The following is a 21,766-nucleotide window of genomic DNA, read 5'->3' as shown; positions in this document are numbered from 1 at the left end:
CGTCCTGTCGTCAGTTGACGTCATGGGAAACGTCGGTCGCCGTTTCCGGCAGGTTCCATTTCTGAAGCAGCGCCTTCATCTCGCCGCTTGCCTGCAGGGCCTCGATCGCTTCCTTCAGCATCTGGCGGTCGCCATCGCTCTTTCTAAGATAGATGCCGTAGTTCTCGCTCTCCTCGTAGGTGTAGGGAATGCTTAGGCGGCCCGGCACCTGAAGCATGCGATAGGCGGCCGTCGTATCCTGCGTGATGGTGGCGGTCGCACGGCCGACGAGGATCTGCTCGATCACGCCCGATGCCGAAGGATAGGTCTGCGCCTGGATCGGCGCCTTGCCGGCGGCCTCAAGCTCCGCATTGAGGTCGGCGACGATCTTTTCATAGGACGTGCCGGCCTCGATCGCCATCACCTTGCCGCTGACATCGGCGGGGACCTTGGTCTGCGTGTCGCTCGCCGCGGTGACCAACACGATATGCGAGCTGAAATAGGGGATGCCGTCGTATTTCTCCAGGCGGGCGGGCGTGATCAGGATACCGCTCGCGACAAGGTCGCAGCGCTTCGAATCGAGCGAGGGGAGCAAACCCTTGAAGTCGCCGACGATATATTCGGCCTTGGCGCCCCACCGCTTGGCGATCGCGTCCATGACGTCGATCTCGAAGCCGATGAGGTCCTTGTCGCCGGGGTTCTCGTAATATTCCATCGGCGGGAATTCGCCGCTGGTGCAGACCTTCAAGACGCCGCCGGATACGAAGTCGGGCTTCTGGTCTGCGGCAAGACCGGCGCCTGCGCCGAAAATAGCTGCCAGCATGGTGCCGGCGAGAAGAGACGGTTTCATTCCCAGTCGTGCAGTCTTCATTGTCGTGTTCCCTTGTTTTGGCTTCTTGGATGGATGTTTTGTTAAGTCGTATATGAACGTTCATTGCAGACAAGCTAAATATTTTCGCTGAAAAAACTCAGAAAAACTAAACGATAGTCGTGAGGATCTGCCCGTATATGTCCGTGTCGAAGGCCGGAAGGATCAACGGTTCGACATGTCCGTCCCGGCGGGCGGTAAGGACGTATTGCATCATCGCTTCATTGCTCGGCATCTCGAAAACCTGCACGAAATCATAGGGGCCGAGCAGGGCGTAGAAGGCGATCGAGCGGCCACCGAGCGCCGCCACGCGATCCTCGCTGACCTTGCGGCGCTTGGCGCTGTCGGCCAGCTCGGTGAGCCCCTTTTGCGTCAGGCGCATCAGGGAAACGTATTTCTGGTTCGCAGGCACCCCACTCATTTCGCAACTGTTCCAAGCTTCTTCAGGCCTTCAAGAACCGCGGCCGTGTCGGCGAGCGCGCCGAAAATACCGTTCTCGACGGTGACCATGTGAAGAGCCGCCTCATGGGCGTATTGATCGCCGCTGGCGCAGGCATCGGAGATCGTCAGGCATTGGAAGTTGCGGTCGCAGGCCTCCCGCAGCGTGGTGTGGACACAGACATCCGTGGTGCAGCCCGAAAACAGGAGATGCGTGACGCCCTGCGCGCGCAGGACATGCTCGAAGTCCGTATAGGTGAAGGCGCTGTTGCAGGTTTTGTCGACGATGATGTCCTCCGGACGCACATCCAGTTCGGGAACGATCTGGAAGCCGGGGCTGGACCGCAGCAGCGCGGTCGTCCCCTCAAGCCCGGAGCGCTTCCGGCGCCATTTCTCATAAGGGGTCATGTCCGCGAGATCTTCGCGATAGCCCTGCCGCGTGTGGATGATCCGAACCCCCGCACCCCGGCAGGCGGCAATCAGCCGGTTGACCGCGGGAAGGATTGCGCGGAGCGGCGCCGGGTCATAGCCCTGCCGGGCGAAATAGCCGGTCGTCGAGAGGAAATCCTCCTGCAGGTCGATGACGATGAGCGCGGTCTTTTCCACCTCCAGATTGCCGTCATAGGGAAAATCGAATGGCTTTGCCGAAATCATGAACGTTCTCCTCTTTGTCGTTGGATAGCACTCTTAACAGTTTGGAAAAATCAATTTATAATCACCGGTATCGTTCTGTTATTATAAACAATCAGCCGGACCTTCGATGAGTCGCCTGCCCCCGTATTTGCAATATCTGCCGGCCTTCGAGGCAACGGCGCGCCTCGGCGGGGTCCGGCATGCGGCCGAGGAACTGAACCTCAGCCCCAGCGCGGTTTCCCTGCAACTGAAGAAGCTCAGCGAAGCCACGGGGATCGTGCTGTTTCAGAAAGCGGGCCGGAATGTCGCGCTGACCCAGGCGGGCAAGGACTTTTCGCAGGCCGTTGCCATATCGCTCAGTCAACTCGACACGGCGACGCGCGCCTCGCGGAAAATCACCACCGGCGACCAGCCCGCCGCGCTGTCGGTCTCCGTGCCGACCGCACTCGGCATTGCCTGGCTGACAGCGGCCATCGTCGACTTCGCCCAGTCGAACGGCATAGTCAGCCTGACGATCAACGAGGCCGTTACTGCCGCGGACGTTGACTGGGACAAGAACGACCTCGCCATCGTCTACGACAACCCGCCGTTTACCGGAAAGTACTGGCGGTCGCTCAGCGAAGTCAGGCTCTGCGCCGTCTGCTCGCCGACGCTGTTCCCCCGGCTCGACCTGCGCAACCGCGACAGGAAGCTGAGTTCGGTCGTCCTGCTGCATGAGGACGACGGCGGCGAATGGGCGAAGTGGTCCGTCGCCGCGCGGATCGGCCTTGAGGGCAACATTCGGGTGCGGGTGAATTCAGTGGCGCAGGCGATCGCATCTGCCGTTCAAGGCCGCGGCGTGGCGCTGGTCTCGGACGTCCTGACGCGGAACTATCTGAGCGAGGGCCGGCTCATTCAGCCGTTTTCGACGACCATCAACGCGGCGCGGGAATATTACATCGTCTGTCCCGTGGATCGGGCGGGCGATCCGGTCCTGCGCGCGCTTGCCGATCGCGTGATCGAGCAGTTGCGCCCCGGACGCGACCAGAATGCCTGATCATCAAGTCCCCGATTGAGGAACGAAACCGATGGTGCTGCCTCCCCTTCATGCATTTCGCGTCTTCGAGAGCGTCGCGCGGCTCGGCAATGTCAGCGCGGCGGCGGCGGAGCTGCATGTGACGCCGGGCGCCGTCAGCCAGCAGATTCGCGCGTTGCAGACGGCGCTCGGTGTCGACCTGTTTCAAAAGCGCGGACGCCAACTGGCCCTGACCCGCAGCGGAAGCCAGCTCCAGCGCTCCGTGGCGAGCGCGATGGACGCGATCCAGACCGGCGTGCGCCAGCTTTCGGTGCAAAGATATGGCGACGCCGGCAGGCGAACCCTGACCATCTCCATCCCGCAGGTTCATGGCGTCGCCTGGCTCGCCACCCGGCTTTTCACCTTCATGGCCGACAGCCCGAACTTCCAGTTGAAGGTCGTCACATCCAGCCACTTTCCCGGCGTCGACTGGCGCAAGACGGATGTCGCGATCGTCTATGGGGCGCCGCCGTGGCCAGGTTTCTGGTGGCGCCTGCTGCACGGCATCCGCATGACGCCCGTCTGCAGCCCGCAGCTCCTGCGCGGGCCGAACGCCATCCGCCAGCCCTCCGACCTCGCCTATCACCGGCTGCTTCACGAGGATGACGGATCGCAATGGCGTCGCTGGCAGGCAGAGGCGGGCATTGCCTATGCCGGCGAAGCGGACGTCTATTTCGACGACTTCGGCATCGTCCTTCAGGCTGCACGGGATGGTTTCGGCGTCGCGCTCAGCGACGAAGTCGTTTCCGCCCGCGATCTCGACGAAGGCCGGCTGGTACAGCCGCTGCAACTCAGCGTACCGGCTCTTCACAATTATTATTGCATCTGCCCGGAAGCAAAGCGGGAAACTGCCGAGGTTAGCTATTTCATCAACTGGCTGATCGAGGAAGCGACGACAGCTTGAAGCCCCAGCGGCGGCGATAGAAAATTCCCGCGGGTTTGGCGTTGACGGGATTCTTACCAAAACCTGAGAACTCAGGGTGCTCGACAGCCGGAAGATCTGGAGGCGGCCCGCGGCAGGCGTGCCAGGCGATCGTGACATCCGCCTGCGTGCCGACCTCCTGCATGCAGGCCTAATAACGGGTATGACTATAGCTTGAGTACCTCCCCCTTTGCGGCCGGCATCTGCGAGCATCGGCTTGTGGGCCATATTCCGCATATTCGAGGAAATTCTCGTCGAGATAGGCGCTAGTCAGCGGCACGCCGGATAATTCCCGGACCTATCTCGCAGCAGCTGAACATCCATTAATTTGCATGCGCATGCATAGATATTGACTTATGCCGTCAGCTTTAATATGCATGCACATGCAAACGAATAAACCGGTGCGCGAAGCTCTGCCCACCAGGCGCAGGCCATCAAGCCCAACCAGTGATGAAAGGAAAACACGATGAGCTGGCTATATCTTGGAGTAGCCGTGATCTTTGAGATCGCGGTCGCAATCAGCGCAGGCAATGCGAAGGGATTCACGCGGCTTGGGTGGACCATCGTCACCCTTGTCAGCGGCGCAATCGCCACTTTCTTCCTCAGTCTTGCACTTCTTACCTTCGACGTTGGCGTTGGTTACGCCATCTGGACCTCCGTTGCGGGCGTCGGAATCGTCGTCCTGGGTGCGCTGTTCTTCGGCCAGCAACTCAACCTGAAAAAGATACTCGGGATCGCCCTCGTCATCGGAGGCGTCGTTGGCCTGCGCCTCAGCGGCGCAGCGTAGAGAACCGCCGCCCTTGTGCAATTCCCATCCGACCTGAAAGGAACCTGACATGACGACTACGGATGAAAACCACCAAAGCAGCGGGCGCGCATGGATCATGTTGATGCTCGCAAGCGCCTTTGAAATCGGATATGCGCTCAGCGTCGGGGGCAGCCAGGCGTTTACCGTCCTGAGCTGGTCGGCGGCCGCTTTGGTGTTCTTCCTGCTCACGCTTTACTTCCTCAGCGCCGCCTTGCGAACCATCGACGTGGGGATCGGCTATGCGGTATGGGCAGGCATCGGCTCCGTGGGCGCGGCTGTCTTCGGGAGCATCCTGCTCGACCAGCCGCTCACGCTGGGCCAGGCATTCTGGCTGGCAGTCATCATCGCCGGTATCGTCTGGCTGAAGCTCGCCGACAGCGCAAAGCTCCAGGGTCGAGCCTAATGGCAGCCGATCGTTCGATCCGCGACAAGCAGCTCATGGAGGAGGCAATCGCCTTCTCCGTGAATCTGTCCACGATGGTGGCATTCCATTCACCGCCTTCGCAGTTGACCAGGATGGCGTGATTTTTAGGTGAGGCGCCAGTTGCGACCGGAAGCATTTCAATCATACCCGCGCACTGGTTTGGCGATCGCGGAATGTATCTCTTCTTTGCCGACAATCCGCAAACCCGACGGTCGCCTGCCATGAGCAAGCTCGCCATCTCGAAGGGCTTGCTCCCACGCCCCGGCATTTCGCTTAGGGCTGCGCGTGTCATGGCGGCGCACGTTCCATTGAGTCGGCGGTTGCATGGACATACATATGAAGAATGCCCCACTGATTGCTCGAAAGGAGTCTACGCCGGTCATGTCCAAGAGAAGCGATTCATGGCTCAAGCTGATTCATGTCGTAGCCAACGTCGAAGCGGAGCTGGGCAAGGTTTTGCAAGAACAGCACGGGCTTGGCCTGTCGGAATATCGTGCGCTCCAGATATTGTCACGATCGGCCAAATCCGAACTTCGAATGCAGGAGTTGGCCACGCATCTGCATCTGAACCAGAGTTCGGTTTCGCGAATGGTCGAGCGTCTGGAGCGCGGCGCGCTCACCATTCGCGATCTTTGCCCGGACGACAAGCGCGGGGTCTACACGGTCCTGACCGAAAAAGGGCGTTCACGCTTCGAAAGCGCTCAGCCCGACTACGAGGCGACGCTGGCCGCCGCGCTCAAGGACCACGGCTTCGAGGAAACACTGTCAGCGAAGCTTCTGAAGACAGAATAGCCGCCGGCTCCGTTGTCAGCCATTCGCGCTGCTTGGCAGTCCGCAGGTTCTCTCTATGTGAACTTCCAGTAGCTGCCATATAGGCCGAACCGAGAAGGCTGGAGTTCCCGAGCCGCGAACGCCTGCCATTCGCGCCATGTGGGATTGGCGGCCTGCGCTAGCATATCGGTGTCGAGGAACTGGGTGTAGCGCGTGAAGCCGGCAATGGCCTTGAGATAGGTCTCGATGATCGCGTTGATCTTGTCGATCGGCCGGAAGAACACGCCGACCAGGGGCAGGAAGCCGCCTCGTCGGGCGACGACTTGCTCGCCTGCGGGAGCGGACAGGTGGAACAGTAGTCGAGCCTGTCGACGAGATAACGGATGCAGCAGATACGCCGGCGCCGCCCGAAACAGCGTGGTAGCGCCCGGGCGCGTGAATGGGGTTGGAGCGCCCGTCCACAAGGCGCCGTCTCCCCATGAGGGCGAGCGCGTCCGCGATGGCCGCACATGTCAGCGGACTTAGCAAAAATGCCTTATCCACCCCACATGACTTGCCTCCTTATCATGTTATCGTGAAGAGGTTCGGGCCGCACACCGGCCGTTGGGACATGTTTTCGACGTTTATTTCTCCTCCACCATCATCGTTCTCAAATTGGCCGACCTACACAACCTTCCCTTGCCGACACTGCGCACCTTCGAGGTGGCGGCACGCCACCAGAGCCTCGCGAAGGCTGCGGCAGAGCTGCACCTGACGGACAGCGCGGTGAGCCATCAGATCCGCCGGCTGGAAGAGGCGCTCGGCTGCGAGCTCTTCGTCAAGGCCGGACGCGGCGTGGTGCTGACGGATGCGGGCAGGATCCTCGCCAAGACGGTGTCCGCCGCGCTCCAGGAGATTCTTGCCGCCACGATGCGCCTTGCCGACGCAAGCCAGGTCGGCGGCCGGCTCGATGTCGCCTGTCCGCCGATGTTCGCCAATACCTGGCTCGCCCGGCACATCAGCGACTTCTGCCAGGACCATCCGTCGATCGAATGCCACATCCGCCTGGTCGAGAACCAGCGGGTGCACGAGCTCGGCGATATCGACGTCGGCATTTCCTTCGGCCCGGGCGGCTGGGCGGATCGCTGGTCCGCCCTCCTCGCCCATGTCAATGTCACGCCGGTGTGCAGCCCGCTGCTGTTCGAGCGCATCGGCGGGACGATCACCCGACCCGCCGACCTGCGTCATTGCCTCCTGCTTCACTGGGACGACGGCTCGGAATGGCGGCGGTGGTTCTCCGAGGCCGGCGAAACCGACTTCGACCAGCAGGCCCGGCACCTCTATTGCAGCGACCTCGGCATGGCGATCGATCTCGCGATCCACGGCACCGGGGTGGCGCTGGTGAGCGATACGCTCTCGGCCTCCGATCTCAAGCGGGGCGTCCTGATCAAGCCCTTCTCGTTTTCCATCGACGCCTTCGGCGGCTGGCACGTCGTCTGCAACAATGCGAGCCTTCGCCGCTCGGCGACCCGCCTCTTCCTGCGCTGGCTGCTTGCCCGTTTCGGCCGCGACGCCGCATGGGAAACCCTGCCCTGACAGGGGTTTCCGGGAAAGCTGACGGAGATTCACAAATCATTCCATCGTCTTCGGCCCATGCCCCGGACGAATTCGCAATACATGATTCTACGTCATGTATCGGGTGAAGAATCGTCATTTGCGCAAAACGGCGCCATGTCCCTAGATGGCAAAAGAAATGAGCAGAAGAGCGGTCCGAGCCGCCTTGCCGAAAGGGAACCGATGCTGAAACTCAGCGCGACAGACATCCACAAGTCCTACGGGGCGCACGAGGTGCTGAAGGGCGTCTCGCTCCAGGCCGAGGCCGGCGACGTGATCAGCGTTATCGGTGCCAGCGGCTCCGGCAAGAGCACGTTCCTGCGCTGCATCAACTTCCTGGAGCGCCCGAGTGCCGGCACCGTCGCCATCGACGGCGAGGTGCTGGCGACCGTCCGGGACCGCGACGGCATGCTGCGGGCCAGCGACCGGCACCAGTTGCGCCACATCCGCAGCAAGCTCGCCATGGTCTTCCAGAACTTCTGCCTCTGGTCGCACATGTCCGTGCTTTCGAACGTGGTCGAGGCTCCGGTCAGCGTCCTCGGGCTCTCGCGGAAGGAAGCGATCGAGCGGGCGAAGGCCAACCTTTCCAAGGTGGGCCTCAACTACGAGGTTCTGGAAAGATACCCCTCGCATCTTTCCGGCGGCCAGCAGCAGCGCGTGGCAATCGCCCGCGCCCTCAGCATGGATCCGGACGTTATGCTGTTCGACGAGCCGACCTCCGCGCTCGACCCCGAACTCGTGAGCGAGGTGCTGCGCGTCATGCAGGCGCTCGCCGAGGAAGGACGCACGATGATCGTCGTCACCCACGAGATGGGCTTCGCCCGTCACGCGTCGAGCCGCGTCGTCTTCCTCCACCTCGGACGGGTGGAGGAGGAGGGCGCGCCGGACGCGATCTTCACCCGGGCGAGCAGCCCGCGGCTGCAGCAGTTCCTGGCCGGCCGGCTGAAGCACTGATCAGGCGCCGGTCCCGACGGCCGGGCCGGGGCCGCAAACCCTGCCGAACCAACAAGAACGATCAACCCCAGAGGACAGAAGAATGAAGGCTACGCTCAAGACCCTTTTTGCCACCGCGATCATGGCTGCCGCGCTCACGGCGGCACAGGCGGCCGAACAGATCGACATTGCCACCGACGCCACCTTCCCGCCCTTCGAATACATCGATTCCGAAGGCAAGCTCGTCGGCTACGACATCGAGCTGATGGAAGCGATCTGCGAGGCGGCCGCACTCGACTGCAACATCTTCAACGCCGCTTGGGACGGCATGATTCCCGGCCTGATCGACGGCAAGTACGACGCGCTGATCTCGCAGCTCACCGTCACGGAGAAGCGCCGCCAGGTCATCGCCTTCAGCGACATCTACGATCGCCCCATCTTCCGCTTCGTGGCGAAGAAGGGCGCCGCCTTCGACTTCACGCCCGAGGGGCTCGCCGGCAAGACGATCGCCGTGCAGACCGGCACGCCGATGGACGCCTACGTCACCAGCCATTTTCCGACGGCCAGCATCAAGCGCTACGACACGGGCAGCGCACCCTATCTTGAGCTGACGGCCGGCCGCGCCGACCTGCACATCAGCTACCAGGCCCAGATCATCCACGGCTTCCTGAAGAACGACGCCGGCAAGGACTTCGAACTCGTCGGGCCGCAGCTCACCGGCGCGGACGCGGAGGAATTCGGCGAGGGCGTGGCGATTGCTATCAACAAGAAGAACGCCGAGCTCGTCGAAAAGGTGAACAAGGGGCTCGCCGCCATCCGCGAGAACGGCAAGCTCGACGCCATCAACGCCAAATATTTCGGCGAATGACCGGCATGGTCGGTGCATTCACCGCAACGATACTGGCGGCAGGGTGGACGACCCTGCTGCTGGCCGTCGCCTCTCTCGTCGTGGCGACGGTTCTCGGCATGGCCGCGGCCTTCGCCAAGCTTTCCGGCAACCGGCTGCTGCGGAGCGCTGCCTCGCTCTATACCTTCGTCGTGCGCGGAATTCCCGATCTCGTGGTCATGCTGCTGATCTACTACAGCCTGCCCGCGCTTCTCAACCAGTGGATTGACGCGATGGGCATCGATGCGCGCATCGAGTTTCCGCCGATTGTCGCCGGTATCGCGACGCTCGGGCTGATCTTCGGCGCCTACATGACCGAGACCTTCAAGACGGCCCTGCAGAACATTCCAAGAGGCCAGATCGAGGCCGCGATCGCCTATGGCCTCACGCGCCGCCGCATGTTCGCCTGCATCATCCTGCCGCAGCTCGTGCGCCTCGCCCTGCCCGGCTTCACCAACAACTGGCTGGTGCTTGCCAAGGCGACGGCACTGGTGTCGCTGATCGGCCTCCAGGACGTCATGTTCCGCGCGAAGGGCGCGGCGGAAGCGACCGGCATGCCCTTCACCTTCTATCTGGTCGCCGCCGGTTTCTACCTTCTCGTCACCATCCTCTCCCTCCTGCTTCTCGGGCTCGCCGCCCGCCGCTTCGAGATCGGCCTTCGGGAGCTCGCGCCGTGAACTGGACCGTCATCGCCGAAAACCTTCCCCTCTATGCCGAAGGGGCGAAGCTGACGCTGTTCCTCGCCTTCGCGTCGCTTGCGATCTCCTTCATGCTCGCCGTGCCGCTCGCCTTCCTGCGCAACAGCCGGGTTACGGCGGTACGCTATACGGTCCTCTTCTATACGCTGGTCTTCCGCGGCACGCCGCTTCTGGTACAGTTGTTCCTCGTCTATTTCGGCCTCGCCCAGTTCGAGCTGATCCGCACGAGCATCCTCTGGCCGTGGCTTTCGAGCCCGATGGTCTGCGTGCTCCTCACCTTCGTGCTCAACACGACCGCCTACACGACGGAAATCTTCGCAGGGGGACTGCGCCACATCCCCGTCGGCGAGATCGAGGCGGCGCGAGCCTACGGCATGTCGCGCCGCACGCAGGCCTTGCGCATCCTCATCCCCGCCATGCTCACCCGCTCCCTGCCGCTCTATGGCAACGAGATGATCATGATGCTGCACGCAACCTCGCTCGCCAGCACCGTGACGCTGCTGGAGACCACCGGCGTCGCGCGCATGATCACCCTCACCGACTACATCCAGTTCGAGCCCTACGTGACCGCCGCGGCGATCTATCTCGCCCTGACCTTCGTGCTGGTCTCGGGCTTCCAGGTCGTCCAGCGCCGCTGGGCCGGCTATCTCGAAAACCGGATCGGCTGAGCGCCACACGACGCCGGCCCGTCCTCTCATCCAGCCCGCTTCCCGGCCGAAGGCCGCAACACAGGAGGACCATCCATGAATGAAAAGCCCGACCTCGGCGCGCTCTTCGGCGCGGCGGCCGAGACCACGACCTTCCTCGGCCTTGCGGCCTGCCCGGACCTCGACGTACTCTCGGCGCCGGTGGCGCTGATCGGCGCGCCCTGTGCCACGCCCTATGCCTCGGTGGGCGCCTATTGCCGCAACGCGCCGGATGCGCTGCGCCGGGCCACCGGATCGCTGACGGCCAATGTCGACCGCCACGATTTCGATCACGGCGGCCCCGTCTTCCCCGTGCCGGACCTGCGGCCGGTCGATTGCGGCAACCTGCCCTTCGGCGAGGCCGACACCGCCGGCAATCGCGCGCGCATCGCCGAGGCTGTGTCGAAGGTGCTGGCCCGTGGCGCCGTGCCGGTGCTGCTGGGTGGCGACGATTCCATCCCGATCCCGATGATCGAGGCGATCGGCACTGCCGCCGGCGGGCGGAAGTTCACGATCCTGCAGATCGACGCCCATATCGACTGGCGCGAGGTGCACATGGGCGAGCGGCTGGGCCTGTCCTCCACCATGCGGCGGGCTTCCGAAATGCCGCATGTCGAGCGCATCGTCCAGGTCGGCGCACGCGGCATCGGCTCGGCGGCGACCGGCGACTACGAGGATGCGCTCGCCTGGGGCGTCAGCTTCGTGACTGCCTACGACCTGCACCGCAACGGCGTCGACGCTGTGCTCGATCTCATCCCCGAAGGCAGCGACATCATCATCTGCATCGATGCCGACGCGCTCGACCCCGCGCTCGTTCCGGGCGTCATCGGCCGCGCGCCGGGCGGCCTCAGCTATTATCAGGCCGTCGACCTCATCAAGGGGGCGGCAAAGCGCGGCCGCATCGCCGCCATGGATTTCGTGGAGTTCATGCCCGAGCGGGACGTCGACGGGATCGGCGCGCTCACCTTCGCCCGCCTGATCACCACGGCGCTCGGCGTCCTCGTCCGCCAGGCGGCTTAATCCCGCTGCGAGGCCTGCCAAGACATTCCGGCAGGCCTTGCGTCTCCTATGCCCGCGGGGTCGGGTGATGCCGGCCAGCGTGAGCGGACCAAGCCACCGGCGCGCTCCACGGCCGGAATGGCGAGCATGGCGAGCGCCATCGTCAATCTGCCGGTTGGTCACCCCAACGATGCTGCGGACCGAGCGCTCAAGTCTTATGGAACCCATGCGGCGCATGGGCTGCTGAATGCGCCCTCCGCAGCGCGATGGAGAACGTGACCTCCCCTTGGATTAGCCTGCCAGCTGCCGGCGAATGGCCCTGACGGCGGCAAGGGCTGTTCGGGTCCGTGCCGTGCTGACGAATTCCGGCCAGCTCGACAGGATGACCGCCGCGAAATCCGCTGCCGGGTCGATATAGATCAGCTGCCCGAAGACGCCGCGGGCCATATAGGCGCCGCGGGCGGTGTCCTCGATCCAGAACTGGTTGTGATAGGCGCCGGCGGGAAGGACGTCTTGATAGATGCCGTCGAAGAGCGCGGGATCGGCCTTGAAGCGTGTTCCCGCGATCCAGTCAGCCGGCACGATGCGCCTGCCGTCGATCTCCCCGCCACGCAGATGCAGCAGGGCGAAGCGCGCATAGTCGCGCAGCGTGGCGTTGAAGCCGCCGTCGCCGAGGGCGTAGCCGGCAGCGTCCACGGTGAAGCAGGCGTCCTCCTCCGCCCCCATCGGCGCCCACAATTCACGGCTGACGAGCTCGGCCAGCGGCGTGGCGGCCGCACGCTGCAGCACGAAGGAAAGGACGTCCGTCTCGATCGAGCGGTAGCGGAAGGAGGCGCCGTGCGGGCACTCCAGGTCTTTCAGCGAGAGGATCAGATCCCAGACGTGCAGCGGCCAGTCCGGGCTCTGGCGGTCCTTCCAGCCGCTAGCGGCATCCAGCAGCGCCATGTGGGAATCGAGCGCGGTATAGGTCTCGTCGAAGACCACGCCGCTGGTCATGTCCAGCACATGCTGGACGGTCGCGCCGCGATAGGCCGTCGCCTCCAGCTCCGGCAGGTAGTGCGTCAGCGGCGCGGCGGGATCGATAAGGCCCCGGCCGATCAGGATGCCCGCCACCGTGCCGACGACCGACTTGGCGACCGATTGCGACAGGTGCAGGGTGTGCGGCGCCATGCCGTTCAGGTAGCGCTCGGCGACGACCTTCCCGCCGTGGAGAACGAGGAGGCCGTCGGTAAAGCTCTCGGCGAGGAAGCCGGCGATGGTGCCCTGCCGCCCGTCCGCCTCGAAGGCAATGGCGTCGATATCCTGCGGATCGGCCGGCAGCACACTCGCCGGCCCCGCGCCGCGCCACACCCTTGCGGTCGGCAGCATCTCGCGGATGTGCTGGAATGTCCAGCGGTTCCAGGGCGCACGGTCCCAGTCCTGCCGGGGAATGAGGGGCTTGCCCGGTGCGAGGGGATCGCGGAACGGCGGCGTGACGGTCATGACGGATCTCGCTTTCGGTTGGGAACGGGCGCGCGTTCAATCGGTGCGGCGCAGGTAGCTGCCGCCGACGAACTCCCCGAACAGGCTGCCCATGTCGCTCATCATGGCGAAGTTGGCCTTTGCCTTCGGGCCGAGCCTGGTGGCGACGGCGTCGATCATCAGGTTGAGCACGACGCTGAGGCTTGCCGTGGAATCCCAGAAGGTCTTCACATGCGTATGGGCCTCGAAGGCGAAGCGCGTATAGGCGAAGGCCCAGTGGCTGAACTTGTCGGTGACGACGACGAGTGGCATCTCCATCGCCTTCAGCTTTTCCGCCAGCTTGATGCCGCGCGTGGCATAGGAGGCCGTATCGACGAAGACGACGGCGCTGTGCCTTGGATCCGCATTGAGGATCTCGCCGAACGTGCCTGAGGCATTGTCGATGAAGATGACGTTGGAACGGGCCCACAGCAGGCGGCTGGCGAAGTCCATCGCCAGCCCCTTCGAGGCCTGGAAGCCGACGACATAGACGGTGCGGGCCTTGACGAGCAGGTTCGCCGCCTCCTCCCAGACCTCGGTGGTGGTCAGCGCATAGGCCTTGACGATGGCGTCGAGCTCCAGCCGCAGGCTCTCCTGCAGCATCTGCTGGCGGCCCTCGCGCATCTGGAAGCGCGCCATGTAGTCGTCGATCTCGCTGTCCTTCTCGGCGACGGCGACGCGCAGCCGCTTCTTGAGGTCGCGCAGGTTCTCGAAGCCGAGGCCGCGCACGAAGCGCGTGACGGTCATCTCGCTGACGCCGACGGCCCGGGCGATACTGCTGCCGGTCTCGAACGGCAGGATCTGGATATTGTCGAGGATATAGGCGGCAAGGCTCTGTTCGGAGGGCGAGAAGCCGGCCATGCGGTCGCGCAGGATCGCCTCGATGTCGATCTTCTCCTCAACGCCGTTCGATCCTGCGGCATGCTTGCCGCCTCGTGCCTTCGCCACGGTCACAGTCCCCTAGAAATTGCCGGCATGCGTCGCCGGATGCCCCTGCCCCCAGATGCCGGGCGCCTCGCCTATGTCTTCCTCGATTTGCCGCGCCGCCGCAAGCAGCAGGTCTTCCCGGCCGAAGCGCGCCACGAGCTGGATGCCGATCGGCAGGCCGTCGCCGCTGCGCCCGAGCGGCAGGGAGATCGCGGGCTGCCCCGTCGCGTTGAAGAGCGCCGTGAACGTCTCCTTGGGCGCGAGGTCGTCGAAGACACCGTCCGCGTCGATGCCGGCCCGGTTGGGGTCGAAGGTGCCGATCGGCTCCGGCGCGATGGCGCTGGTCGGGGTCAGGAGCAGGTCATAGCCGGCAAGGAAGCGGCCGACCTGCCGCGTCACGCGGTCATAGACGGCAAGGGCCTCGATGAGTTCCGCGCCGCCGATGCCGCAGCCCCAGCGATAGAGGGCATGGACGCTCGGGCCGAGCGCGTCTTCCAGCCTCCGGCCCCTGTGGCGGGCCATGGCCGGCATGTGCGCGGCGGCATCCGCGGCCCAGATGACCTTCTGGGCGTGGAGGAAGGCGGGATAGTCGAAGTCGGGCGATGCCTCCTCGACATGATGGCCGAAAGACGCGAACCGCTCAGCCACCGATCGCGTCGCCGCGGCGACCTCCGGATCGAGCCGGACGCCGGACCAGGCTGTCGTGCACAGCGCGATCCGCAGCGCGCTCGGCGTGCGCTGCATGGCGTCCAGATAGGTTTGCGCGGGCGCGACGATCTCGTAGCCGTCGCCGGCATCGGGGCCGTGGCAGAGGTCGAGCAGCGCGGCGGTATCGCGCACGGAGCGGGTCAGCATGAAGGCCGTCGCCAGCCCGAGAAGCGGGGCATTGGCGTTCGGGGAGCCGGTGACCCGGCCGCGCGAGGGTTTCAGGCCGATCAGGCCGCAGAAGGCGGCGGGATTGCGGATCGATCCGCCGCCGTCGCTGCCCTGCGCGAAGGGCACGATGCCGGCCGCGACGGCGGCGGCCGCCCCGCCGCTCGACCCGGCGACGCCGCGCTGCAGGTTCCAGGGATTGCGCGTCGCCCCGTAGAGCGGCGATTCCGTCGCCGCCGGCACGCCGAACTCCGAACTCGTCGTGCGCCCGGCATTCACCAGTCCGCCGTTGCGCAGGCGCGTCCAGTAAACCGCGTCATGGGCGGCGCGGAACCCCTGCGCAAGGCGGCTGCCGAATTCCGCCGGCCGCCCCGCCTCGACCGGAAAGTCCTTGGTGAGGGTGGGAATGCCGCCGAAGGGCGTAGCGGACGCCGCCTCCGGCAGGCTTTCCAGCGCGTCCGGATAAAGCTCGATGACGGCGTTCAGCGCGGGATTGACGGCCGCGACGGCCGCCTCGACGCATCGGCCGAGCTGCCGCGGCGTGATCTCACCCCTGGCCAGCAGGCGGGCGAGGCTGGTGCCGTCGTGGGATACGTATTCGTCAAGTCGCATGGGTCTATACCGGTTGTGAGATCGTGCCTGTATGGGCGGGCAGCCGGGCAAGCGAGCCGACTAGCGCCTGCGTATAGGGATGCTGTGGCCTCGACAGCACCTGCTGCGCCACCCCCTGTTCCACGACGCGCCCGGCCTTGAAGACATAGACGCGCTGGCAAAGGCTGCTGACGACGGAGAGGTCGTGCGAGATGTAGATGAGCGTCAGCGACCGCTCGCGCTGCAGCCGCACCAGAAGCTCCAGGATTTGCGCCTGCGTCGTGACATCGAGCGCGGAGGTGATCTCGTCGGCGATGAGCAGCTGCGGCTTCAGCGAGAGCGCGCGGGCAAGGCCGACACGCTGGCATTGCCCGCCCGAGAGCTGGCGCGGCTTGCGGTCGTAGAGGCTCGCCGGCAGCTCCACCATCTCCAGCAGCGCCTCGGCCTCCTTCTGCGCCGTTTTCCGGTCGGCAAGGCCATGCCGCCAGATCGGCTCGGCAACCGCCTCGCCGATCGTCAGGCGCGGATTGAGGGAATCGTACGGGTTCTGGAACACCATCTGCACACGGCGGCGGAACGCCGTCAGCGCATCGCCGGAGAGCGCGCCGATATCCTGCCCGTCGAGGCGGATCGCCCCGCCGCCCGGTGTGTTCAGGCGGATGATCGAGCGGGCGAGCGTGCTCTTGCCGGAGCCGCTTTCGCCGACGATGCCGACCGTCTCGCCGGCGCCGATCTCAAGGTCGATCCCGTCGAGCGCCTTGAAGGCACCGCCACCGCCGAGCCCGCCGAGCAGGCCCCCGCCCGTGGAGAAGGACACCGAGAGCTTCTCCACGCTGAGCAGCGGCTTGCCGCCGTCCGGCCCGTCCGCCGTGCCGTAGGTCTTGCGGCCCGGCTGGGATTCGATCAGCAGCTTCGTATAGGGATGGCGCGGCCGGTTGATGACGTCGTCGATAGGCCCCTGCTCCACCACCTCGCCGTTGCGCATCACCACCACCTGGGAGCAGATGTCCGCGACCACGCCGAGATCGTGCGAGATCAGGATCATCGCCAGCCCGGTCCTGCGGTTGAGGTCCCTGAGCAGGTGCAGGATGCGGGCCTGCACCGTGACGTCGAGCGCGGTGGTCGGCTCGTCCGCGATCAGCAGCTTCGGCCGGCAGCCGATCGCCGCGGCGATCATCGCCCGCTGCTTCATGCCGCCGGAAAATTCATGCGGATAGGAGCGCGCGCGCTTTTCCGGCTCGCGGATACCGACATCGTCGAGCAGCGCGACGGCGCGCTTGAGGCCTTCGCGCCGGGTGATGCCGAGATGCCGGATCATCGGCGCCGCCACCTGCTCGCCGATGCGACGCAGCGGGTCGAGATGGGACGCCGGGTTCTGGAAGATCATGCCGATGTCGCGGCCGCGAATGGCGCACAGCTCGTCCTCGCCGAGCGCCAGCAGGTCTCGCCCCTCGAGTGTCACGCTGCCTTCGGCGCGGGCGGCGGCGGCCAGCAGGCGCATCACCGCGCGGCAGGTCACGGATTTGCCCGAGCCGCTTTCCCCGACGATGCCGAGGATTTCGCCCGGCCGGAGCGCGAACGAGACGTTCTTCACCGCCGCAAATTCGCCGAAGCTGACGGAGAGGTCCTTTACCTCCAGCAGCGGCGGCATGCCGTTCCTGAGCCCGCTCATGCCGTCACCCCCCTGCGCTGGAGCTGTCCCAGCCCGTCGCCGAGCAGGGCGAAGCCGAGGCCGAGGGAAATCGCGGCAAGGCCTGGGAAGAGGCAGATCCACCAGGCCTGCTGCACGAAGGCCTGCCCGTCGGCGATCATCACGCCCCATTCGGCAAGCGGCGGCTGTGCGCCCATGCCGAGGAAGCCGAAGCTGGCGCCGGCGAGCATGACCAGCACCGCATCGCTCACCGCATAGGCGATGACCGGGCCGATCGCATTGGGCAGCACATGATGGGCGAGGATGGCGGCCGGCGGATAACCGAGGCATCTGGCGGCCTGGATATATTCGCTTTCGCGGATCGTCAGCACCTGCGCGCGCACCAGCCGCGCATAGCTGACCCAGCCGACGAGCGTCAGCGCCAGGATGAAGTTCAGAAGGCCAGGCCCGAGCACGCCGACGATGGCCAGCACCAGCACAAAGAAGGGGAAGGCGACGGTCAGGTCGTAGATGCGCATGAACACGGTATCGACCAGCCCGCCGAAATAGCCGCTCAGAAGACCGATGGTCGTGCCGATGACAAGCGGCGGCAGCACCCCCGCCACGCACAGCAGCAGGTCGACGCGGCTTGCGAAGAGAACCCGCGAGAAGACGTCGCGGCCGACCTGGTCCGTGCCGAACCAATGGGCGGCGCTCGGTGGCGAAAGCATGTTCAGGATGTCGATGGCGTCGGGATCGTAGGGCGCGATCACCGGGGCCGCCAGCGCCAGCACCAGCCATCCGCCGAGGATGGAGAGCGCGACCAGCATGACGGGGGTGACCGTCCGGACGGACGGGGCGGCGATTGCCGGAGCGGGTGTGTCAGCCATGGGCGGTCTCCTCAAAGCCGGACGCGCGGATCGATGAAGGCGGTCAACAGGTCCACCGTCAGCGTGATCAGGACGGTCGAGACCGCGAAGACCAGCGTCAGGCCCTGCACGACGTAGTAGTCGCGGCCGAGCAGCGCGTTGACCATCAGCGTGCCGAGGCCAGGCACCGCATAGACGGTCTCGACGATAACGGCGCCGCCGATCATGAAGGCGACCATCACCCCGAGCAGGTTGAGCGTCGGCAGCACAGCATTGGGCAGCATGGTCTGCCAGAAGATCTGCCGCTCCGTCGCGCCCTGCGCCCGTGCGGCCGTGACGAAGTCGGCGGCGGTCTTCTCGATCAGGGCGGCGCGCAGGCTCTGCGTCAGCACCGGCACCAGCCAGATGGCGGTGGAGACCGCCGGCAGGAAGAGGTGGTGGAGATGCCCGGTGAAGCCGACGCCGTAGCCCGAAACGGGAAACCAGCCGAGGCTGACGCCGAAGAAACGCGACATCATGATGCCCAGCCAGAACACCGGGATGGTGAGGCCGGCAATGCCGACGAGGCGGATGATCTGGTCGGCGATGCCGCCCGGCCGGCGGGCGCCGAGGATGGCGAGCGCGACCGTCGGCGGGATGGCGAGGCAAAGGACATAGGCGGTCAGGAACAGCGTCGGCCACATGAACTGTTCGATGAGCTGGATGACCGGCCGCTGGAAGCGCAGCGACAGGCCGATATCCCCCGAGAGGAGATTGGCGAGATAGGTCAGGAACTGGCGCCAGAGCGGCAGGTCGAGCCCGTATTGCGAGCGGATCGCCGCCACGGTCTCGGCGCTCGCCCTTTCCCCGGCGAGAAGCCGCGCGGGATCGCCGGGGGCCATGTGCACGAGAAGGAAGGTCACGAGGCTGATGCCGGCGAGCACGCCGATAAGTTGCAGCAGGCGCCGCACAAGGAGCTGCAGAAGGGGCAATCCGGTTCTCCGCTTCGGGCGTGAAGGGCGCGCCCCGCTTGTAGGGCGCGCTTGAGACGGCTTACTGGCCGATGGACGTCTCTTCGAGCGTCCACTGCAGCGAAGGGGTCAGCTTGAGCCCTTCGATACGCCTGGAATAGGCGACCGCGTTCGGCGCGTAGTAGAGCGGGATCTGCGCCACCTCCTCGGTGGTGATCCTCTGGATCTCCTTGTAGACTTCCGCGCGCCTGGCCGGATCGGCCTCGCGGGTGCCCTCCTCCACGAGTTCATCCACCTTCGGGTTGGTGTAGAAGGTGTTGTAGGAATTCGAGCCGCAGGTGCCGCACACCGCCCAGCGGACGGCAAGGTCGGGATCGGGGGTCTCGTTGTACCACCAGTTGGCCGCCGCGTCGTAGTCGCCCTTGCCGGTGGCATCCCACCAGGCGCCGCCGTCGACATTGACGATCACAGGCTTCAGGCCGATGGCCTGCCACTGGGCCTGGATCAGCAGCGCCGTCTGCTGCGAGGGCGCATCGGCGGTCGCCAGGATCTTCACCTCGCGCCCCGCCATGCCGGAGGCGGCCAGCAGTTCCTTCGCCTTGGCGGGATCGTGGGGAATGCCCGGATAGTCCTTGTCGTGGAAATCGACGCTGCCCGGCAGCGTGGTGTTCGCCGGTTCGGCATAGCCGCGCGTGATGGCCGCGGCCATGGCCTTGTTGTCGATCGCCATGCCGGCCGCCTGCCGCGCCTCCAGGCTGGAGAAGGGCTCGCGCTTGTGGTTCAGCAGGGTCATGTAGATGGTGGTCGAGGGCTCGAGCCGCATGTCGATCGTCTCGGCCGTCTTCAGGTCGTCGACCTGCGCCCACGGCACGGCGCGGACTGCATCGATCTCGCCGGCCTTCAGCATGGCGATGCGGGTCTCGGGCGAGGCGATCTCGATCAATTCGACGGTGGCGTCCGATTTCGGATAGCCCTTGCGCCAGTAGTGCGGATTGGGTTCGAGCACGAGCCTCTCGTTCGGCTTCCACTGCTTGACGCCGTAGGGACCGGACGTGACCGGAACCGTGCCGAAGGCCTCCTCCTCGCCCCGTTTCTCCACGTCGGCCTTGGACACGATGCCCATGTTCCAGATTTCCGCATTGCCGAGGAACGGCGCGAAGGCCGACTTCAGCGTGACCACCACGGTCTTCGGATCGGCCGCCGTCACCGCTTCCACCGCGCTGAGCGGGGCCGGATAGGCCGAGCGCTTGTCGGTGCGGATGCGCTCGAGGCTGAAGGCCACGTCATCGGCCGTGATGGGCGAGCCGTCCGAGAACCGGGCGCCGCGAAGATGGAACGTATATGTCCTGCCGTCGTCGGAAATATCCCAGGTCTCGGCCAGCCCCGGTTCCAGCGCGCCGGTCTCCGGATTGCGCCGCAGGAGGCGCGAATAAAGCTGGCCATAGGTTTCGATATTGCCCGCCGCCGCCGACCGCATCGGGTCCAGCGTCGTCGTCTGGTAGGGCGAGGCGACGCGGATGACGTCAGCCGCCAGGGCCGGCGCAAAGCCGGCGAGGCCCGCCGCCAGGATCGTCATGCCGCCCAATGCCAGACCCTTGCCCCGCATGGAGGGCTTGCGCCAAAAACTCATTCTCTCTCCTCCCGAAATCCAACATCCCATCGGACACATCGCGGAGGCTATGTTAGATTATACACAAATGTCAATATCAATGTTATATATTCAACATCGATGGGAACGGCACCGACTGCCTGCCTTGCCGGTCATGCCGCGAGCCTCGCCTTGAAGAAGGGGCCTGGCTTCGGCATTTACGCGCGAACGGCATGCCGCCAGCCGGTGCTGAGGCAGTATTGCATTTCGCATGTCTATTTTAGATTTCCCTTATTTTTCGTGCGTGCTAGCTTGGAGGCAAGGATGCATCCGGCACGGACTTCCGTGGCCGGTCCGTCCCCGGACGCCGGCGTCCTGTAGCAATCGCAGCTATTTCTGACGGGAGGCAGCCATGATCGCATTCAATGTCGTGCGTTTCAAAGTCAAGTCCGGCATGGAGAACGCCTTTCTCGATGCGCACCGCAATGTCGCGACCGAGTGGGCAGGCCTGCGCCATGCCAGTATCGTTTAGACGGGCGAAGGGCGTTATTGCATCGTTGCGGAATGGGAGAGCATGGATGCTCTTGCCGCCAGCCGGCCTCAGATGATCGCTACGCTCGACGGCTTTCGCGATACCCTCGAAGACCTCGGCAGCGGCCTCGGCATCACCGATCCGGTCGCCGGTCCGGTTGTTCTTGCGCTGAAGTGATACGCCGCAGCATAGCGGGAACCCATAACAGGGGGCGCGGCGGTCTTGGACCGATCGACGGATCAGACCGCTTCCCGGCACCTTTCACGCCGGATAGGCGCGCTTTGAAACAAACCGGTGGTAGAGCCAGGCGAGAATGACAAGGCTTGCGGTCCCCGTGGCGATCGGCAGGAGCAGGAAGGGCCATCCCGCACCGGCGAGGATGACGACCAAGGGGTCGCCGCCGGCCGGCGGATGAAGCGTGCCGCTGAACTGCATAAGCGCGATGGCAAGGCCGACGCCGAACCCCATGGCGACAACGCCGTCGCCAAGGACGGTCAGGACCAGCAGGCCGACCAGCGCGGAGATCAGGTGCCCGCCGATCACGTTCCGCGGCCTAGCGAGCGGACTTTGCGGCAGGGCGAAGAGAAGGACGCAGCTTGCCCCGAAGGGGGCGA

At 65.0% G+C, this 21,766-nt stretch carries 23 protein-coding genes and 1 pseudogene; 12 read left to right on the top strand and 12 right to left on the bottom strand.

Translation table 11 applies throughout. From position 1 onward, the window contains the following. Nucleotides 1-10: 10 nt before the first annotated feature. The 3 genes from MUU56_RS17505 to MUU56_RS17495 form a co-directional block, all read right to left on the bottom strand. Complete coding sequence (locus MUU56_RS17505; RefSeq protein WP_244768568.1) at nucleotides 11-829, bottom strand: transporter substrate-binding domain-containing protein; 819 nt, start codon at nucleotides 827-829, stop codon at nucleotides 11-13. Between the two features lie 127 nt (nucleotides 830-956). Beyond that, nucleotides 957-1,268 (bottom strand): GYD domain-containing protein, encoded by a 312-nt coding sequence (locus MUU56_RS17500; protein ID WP_244768567.1) that lies wholly within the window; start codon nucleotides 1,266-1,268, stop codon nucleotides 957-959. Continuing rightward, complete coding sequence (locus tag MUU56_RS17495; protein WP_244768566.1) at nucleotides 1,265-1,939, bottom strand: cysteine hydrolase family protein; 675 nt, start codon at nucleotides 1,937-1,939, stop codon at nucleotides 1,265-1,267. Before MUU56_RS17495 ends, MUU56_RS17500 begins: the two co-directional genes overlap by 4 nt. Nucleotides 1,940-2,045: 106 nt before the next feature. Between MUU56_RS17495 and MUU56_RS17490 the strand changes: the two genes are divergently transcribed. The 5 genes from MUU56_RS17490 to MUU56_RS17470 all read left to right on the top strand — a co-directional run bounded on the left by MUU56_RS17490 (nucleotide 2,046) and on the right by MUU56_RS17470 (nucleotide 5,918). After that, on the top strand, nucleotides 2,046-2,954 hold the full coding sequence (locus MUU56_RS17490) for a LysR substrate-binding domain-containing protein (protein ID WP_244768565.1): 909 nt from the start codon (nucleotides 2,046-2,048) through the stop codon (nucleotides 2,952-2,954). 31 nt (nucleotides 2,955-2,985) lie between these two features. Beyond that, the gene (locus MUU56_RS17485) at nucleotides 2,986-3,876 is read left to right on the top strand and encodes a LysR substrate-binding domain-containing protein (protein ID WP_244768564.1); all 891 of its coding nucleotides are present in this window, start codon (nucleotides 2,986-2,988) and stop codon (nucleotides 3,874-3,876) included. 484 nt (nucleotides 3,877-4,360) lie between these two features. Further along, nucleotides 4,361-4,681, top strand: a complete 321-nt coding sequence (locus tag MUU56_RS17480; RefSeq protein WP_244768563.1) for a DMT family transporter — start codon at nucleotides 4,361-4,363, stop codon at nucleotides 4,679-4,681. 49 nt (nucleotides 4,682-4,730) lie between these two features. Then, nucleotides 4,731-5,105 (top strand): DMT family transporter, encoded by a 375-nt coding sequence (locus MUU56_RS17475; protein ID WP_244768562.1) that lies wholly within the window; start codon nucleotides 4,731-4,733, stop codon nucleotides 5,103-5,105. Nucleotides 5,106-5,507: 402 nt separating this feature from the next. Further along, nucleotides 5,508-5,918, top strand: a complete 411-nt coding sequence (locus MUU56_RS17470) for a MarR family winged helix-turn-helix transcriptional regulator (protein ID WP_244768561.1) — start codon at nucleotides 5,508-5,510, stop codon at nucleotides 5,916-5,918. 343 nt (nucleotides 5,919-6,261) lie between these two features. On the opposite strand, the pseudogene MUU56_RS32940 reads toward MUU56_RS17470, so the two are convergent. Then, nucleotides 6,262-6,408 (bottom strand): annotated as a pseudogene (locus MUU56_RS32940) (hypothetical protein); the annotation flags it as partial. A 167-nt stretch (nucleotides 6,409-6,575) separates the two neighbouring features. Here MUU56_RS32940 and MUU56_RS17460 point away from each other — a divergent pair. The 6 genes from MUU56_RS17460 (at nucleotide 6,576) to MUU56_RS17435 (ending at nucleotide 11,713) form a co-directional block, all read left to right on the top strand. Then, nucleotides 6,576-7,472 (top strand): LysR substrate-binding domain-containing protein, encoded by an 897-nt coding sequence (locus tag MUU56_RS17460; RefSeq protein ID WP_244768560.1) that lies wholly within the window; start codon nucleotides 6,576-6,578, stop codon nucleotides 7,470-7,472. Nucleotides 7,473-7,673: 201 nt separating this feature from the next. After that, entirely contained in the window at nucleotides 7,674-8,444 is a 771-nt protein-coding gene (locus MUU56_RS17455; RefSeq protein ID WP_244768559.1) for an ABC transporter ATP-binding protein, read from the top strand. An 82-nt stretch (nucleotides 8,445-8,526) separates the two neighbouring features. Beyond that, entirely contained in the window at nucleotides 8,527-9,291 is a 765-nt protein-coding gene (locus MUU56_RS17450) for a transporter substrate-binding domain-containing protein (protein WP_244768558.1), read from the top strand. Between the two features lie 5 nt (nucleotides 9,292-9,296). Continuing rightward, nucleotides 9,297-9,986: an ABC transporter permease gene (locus MUU56_RS17445; protein ID WP_244768557.1), complete on the top strand. Its 690-nt coding sequence runs from the start codon at nucleotides 9,297-9,299 to the stop codon at nucleotides 9,984-9,986. Continuing rightward, on the top strand, nucleotides 9,983-10,675 hold the full coding sequence (locus tag MUU56_RS17440) for an ABC transporter permease (RefSeq protein WP_244768556.1): 693 nt from the start codon (nucleotides 9,983-9,985) through the stop codon (nucleotides 10,673-10,675). Before MUU56_RS17445 ends, MUU56_RS17440 begins: the two co-directional genes overlap by 4 nt. 75 nt (nucleotides 10,676-10,750) lie before the next feature. After that, nucleotides 10,751-11,713 (top strand): arginase family protein, encoded by a 963-nt coding sequence (locus MUU56_RS17435; protein WP_244768555.1) that lies wholly within the window; start codon nucleotides 10,751-10,753, stop codon nucleotides 11,711-11,713. Nucleotides 11,714-11,983: 270 nt separating this feature from the next. Here the strand turns inward: MUU56_RS17435 and MUU56_RS17430 are convergent, their stop codons facing one another. The 7 genes from MUU56_RS17430 to MUU56_RS17400 all read right to left on the bottom strand — a co-directional run bounded on the left by MUU56_RS17430 (nucleotide 11,984) and on the right by MUU56_RS17400 (nucleotide 20,662). Continuing rightward, entirely contained in the window at nucleotides 11,984-13,174 is a 1,191-nt protein-coding gene (locus MUU56_RS17430; RefSeq protein WP_244768554.1) for a serine hydrolase domain-containing protein, read from the bottom strand. A gap of 36 nt (nucleotides 13,175-13,210) precedes the next feature. After that, nucleotides 13,211-14,140 (bottom strand): MurR/RpiR family transcriptional regulator, encoded by a 930-nt coding sequence (locus tag MUU56_RS17425; RefSeq protein WP_244768553.1) that lies wholly within the window; start codon nucleotides 14,138-14,140, stop codon nucleotides 13,211-13,213. 12 nt (nucleotides 14,141-14,152) lie between these two features. Continuing rightward, complete coding sequence (locus tag MUU56_RS17420; protein WP_244768552.1) at nucleotides 14,153-15,604, bottom strand: amidase; 1,452 nt, start codon at nucleotides 15,602-15,604, stop codon at nucleotides 14,153-14,155. A 4-nt stretch (nucleotides 15,605-15,608) separates the two neighbouring features. Then, complete coding sequence (locus tag MUU56_RS17415) at nucleotides 15,609-17,255, bottom strand: dipeptide ABC transporter ATP-binding protein (protein ID WP_244768551.1); 1,647 nt, start codon at nucleotides 17,253-17,255, stop codon at nucleotides 15,609-15,611. Beyond that, nucleotides 17,252-18,103, bottom strand: a complete 852-nt coding sequence (locus tag MUU56_RS17410) for an ABC transporter permease (protein WP_244768550.1) — start codon at nucleotides 18,101-18,103, stop codon at nucleotides 17,252-17,254. Before MUU56_RS17410 ends, MUU56_RS17415 begins: the two co-directional genes overlap by 4 nt. 11 nt (nucleotides 18,104-18,114) lie before the next feature. Next, entirely contained in the window at nucleotides 18,115-19,053 is a 939-nt protein-coding gene (locus MUU56_RS17405) for an ABC transporter permease (protein ID WP_244768549.1), read from the bottom strand. Between the two features lie 61 nt (nucleotides 19,054-19,114). Next, a complete protein-coding gene (locus MUU56_RS17400) occupies nucleotides 19,115-20,662 on the bottom strand; it encodes an ABC transporter substrate-binding protein (RefSeq protein ID WP_244768548.1) in 1,548 nt (515 codons plus the stop codon). Between the two features lie 532 nt (nucleotides 20,663-21,194). On the opposite strand from MUU56_RS17400, the gene MUU56_RS32700 reads away from it, so the two are divergent. Beyond that, a complete protein-coding gene (locus tag MUU56_RS32700; protein ID WP_263194077.1) occupies nucleotides 21,195-21,329 on the top strand; it encodes a hypothetical protein in 135 nt (44 codons plus the stop codon). 84 nt (nucleotides 21,330-21,413) lie between these two features. On the opposite strand, the gene MUU56_RS17395 is transcribed toward MUU56_RS32700, so the two are convergent. Beyond that, nucleotides 21,414-21,728: an HPP family protein gene (locus tag MUU56_RS17395; RefSeq protein ID WP_244768845.1), complete on the bottom strand. Its 315-nt coding sequence runs from the start codon at nucleotides 21,726-21,728 to the stop codon at nucleotides 21,414-21,416. Nucleotides 21,729-21,766: the final 38 nt, after the last annotated feature.

This window comes from Shinella yambaruensis (genome assembly GCF_022899355.1).
In the GTDB taxonomy this organism is placed as follows: Bacteria; Pseudomonadota; Alphaproteobacteria; order Rhizobiales; family Rhizobiaceae; genus Shinella; species Shinella yambaruensis.
Note: the sequence above shows the minus strand (reverse complement) of the source record. Positions and strands in the feature narration are given on the sequence as shown.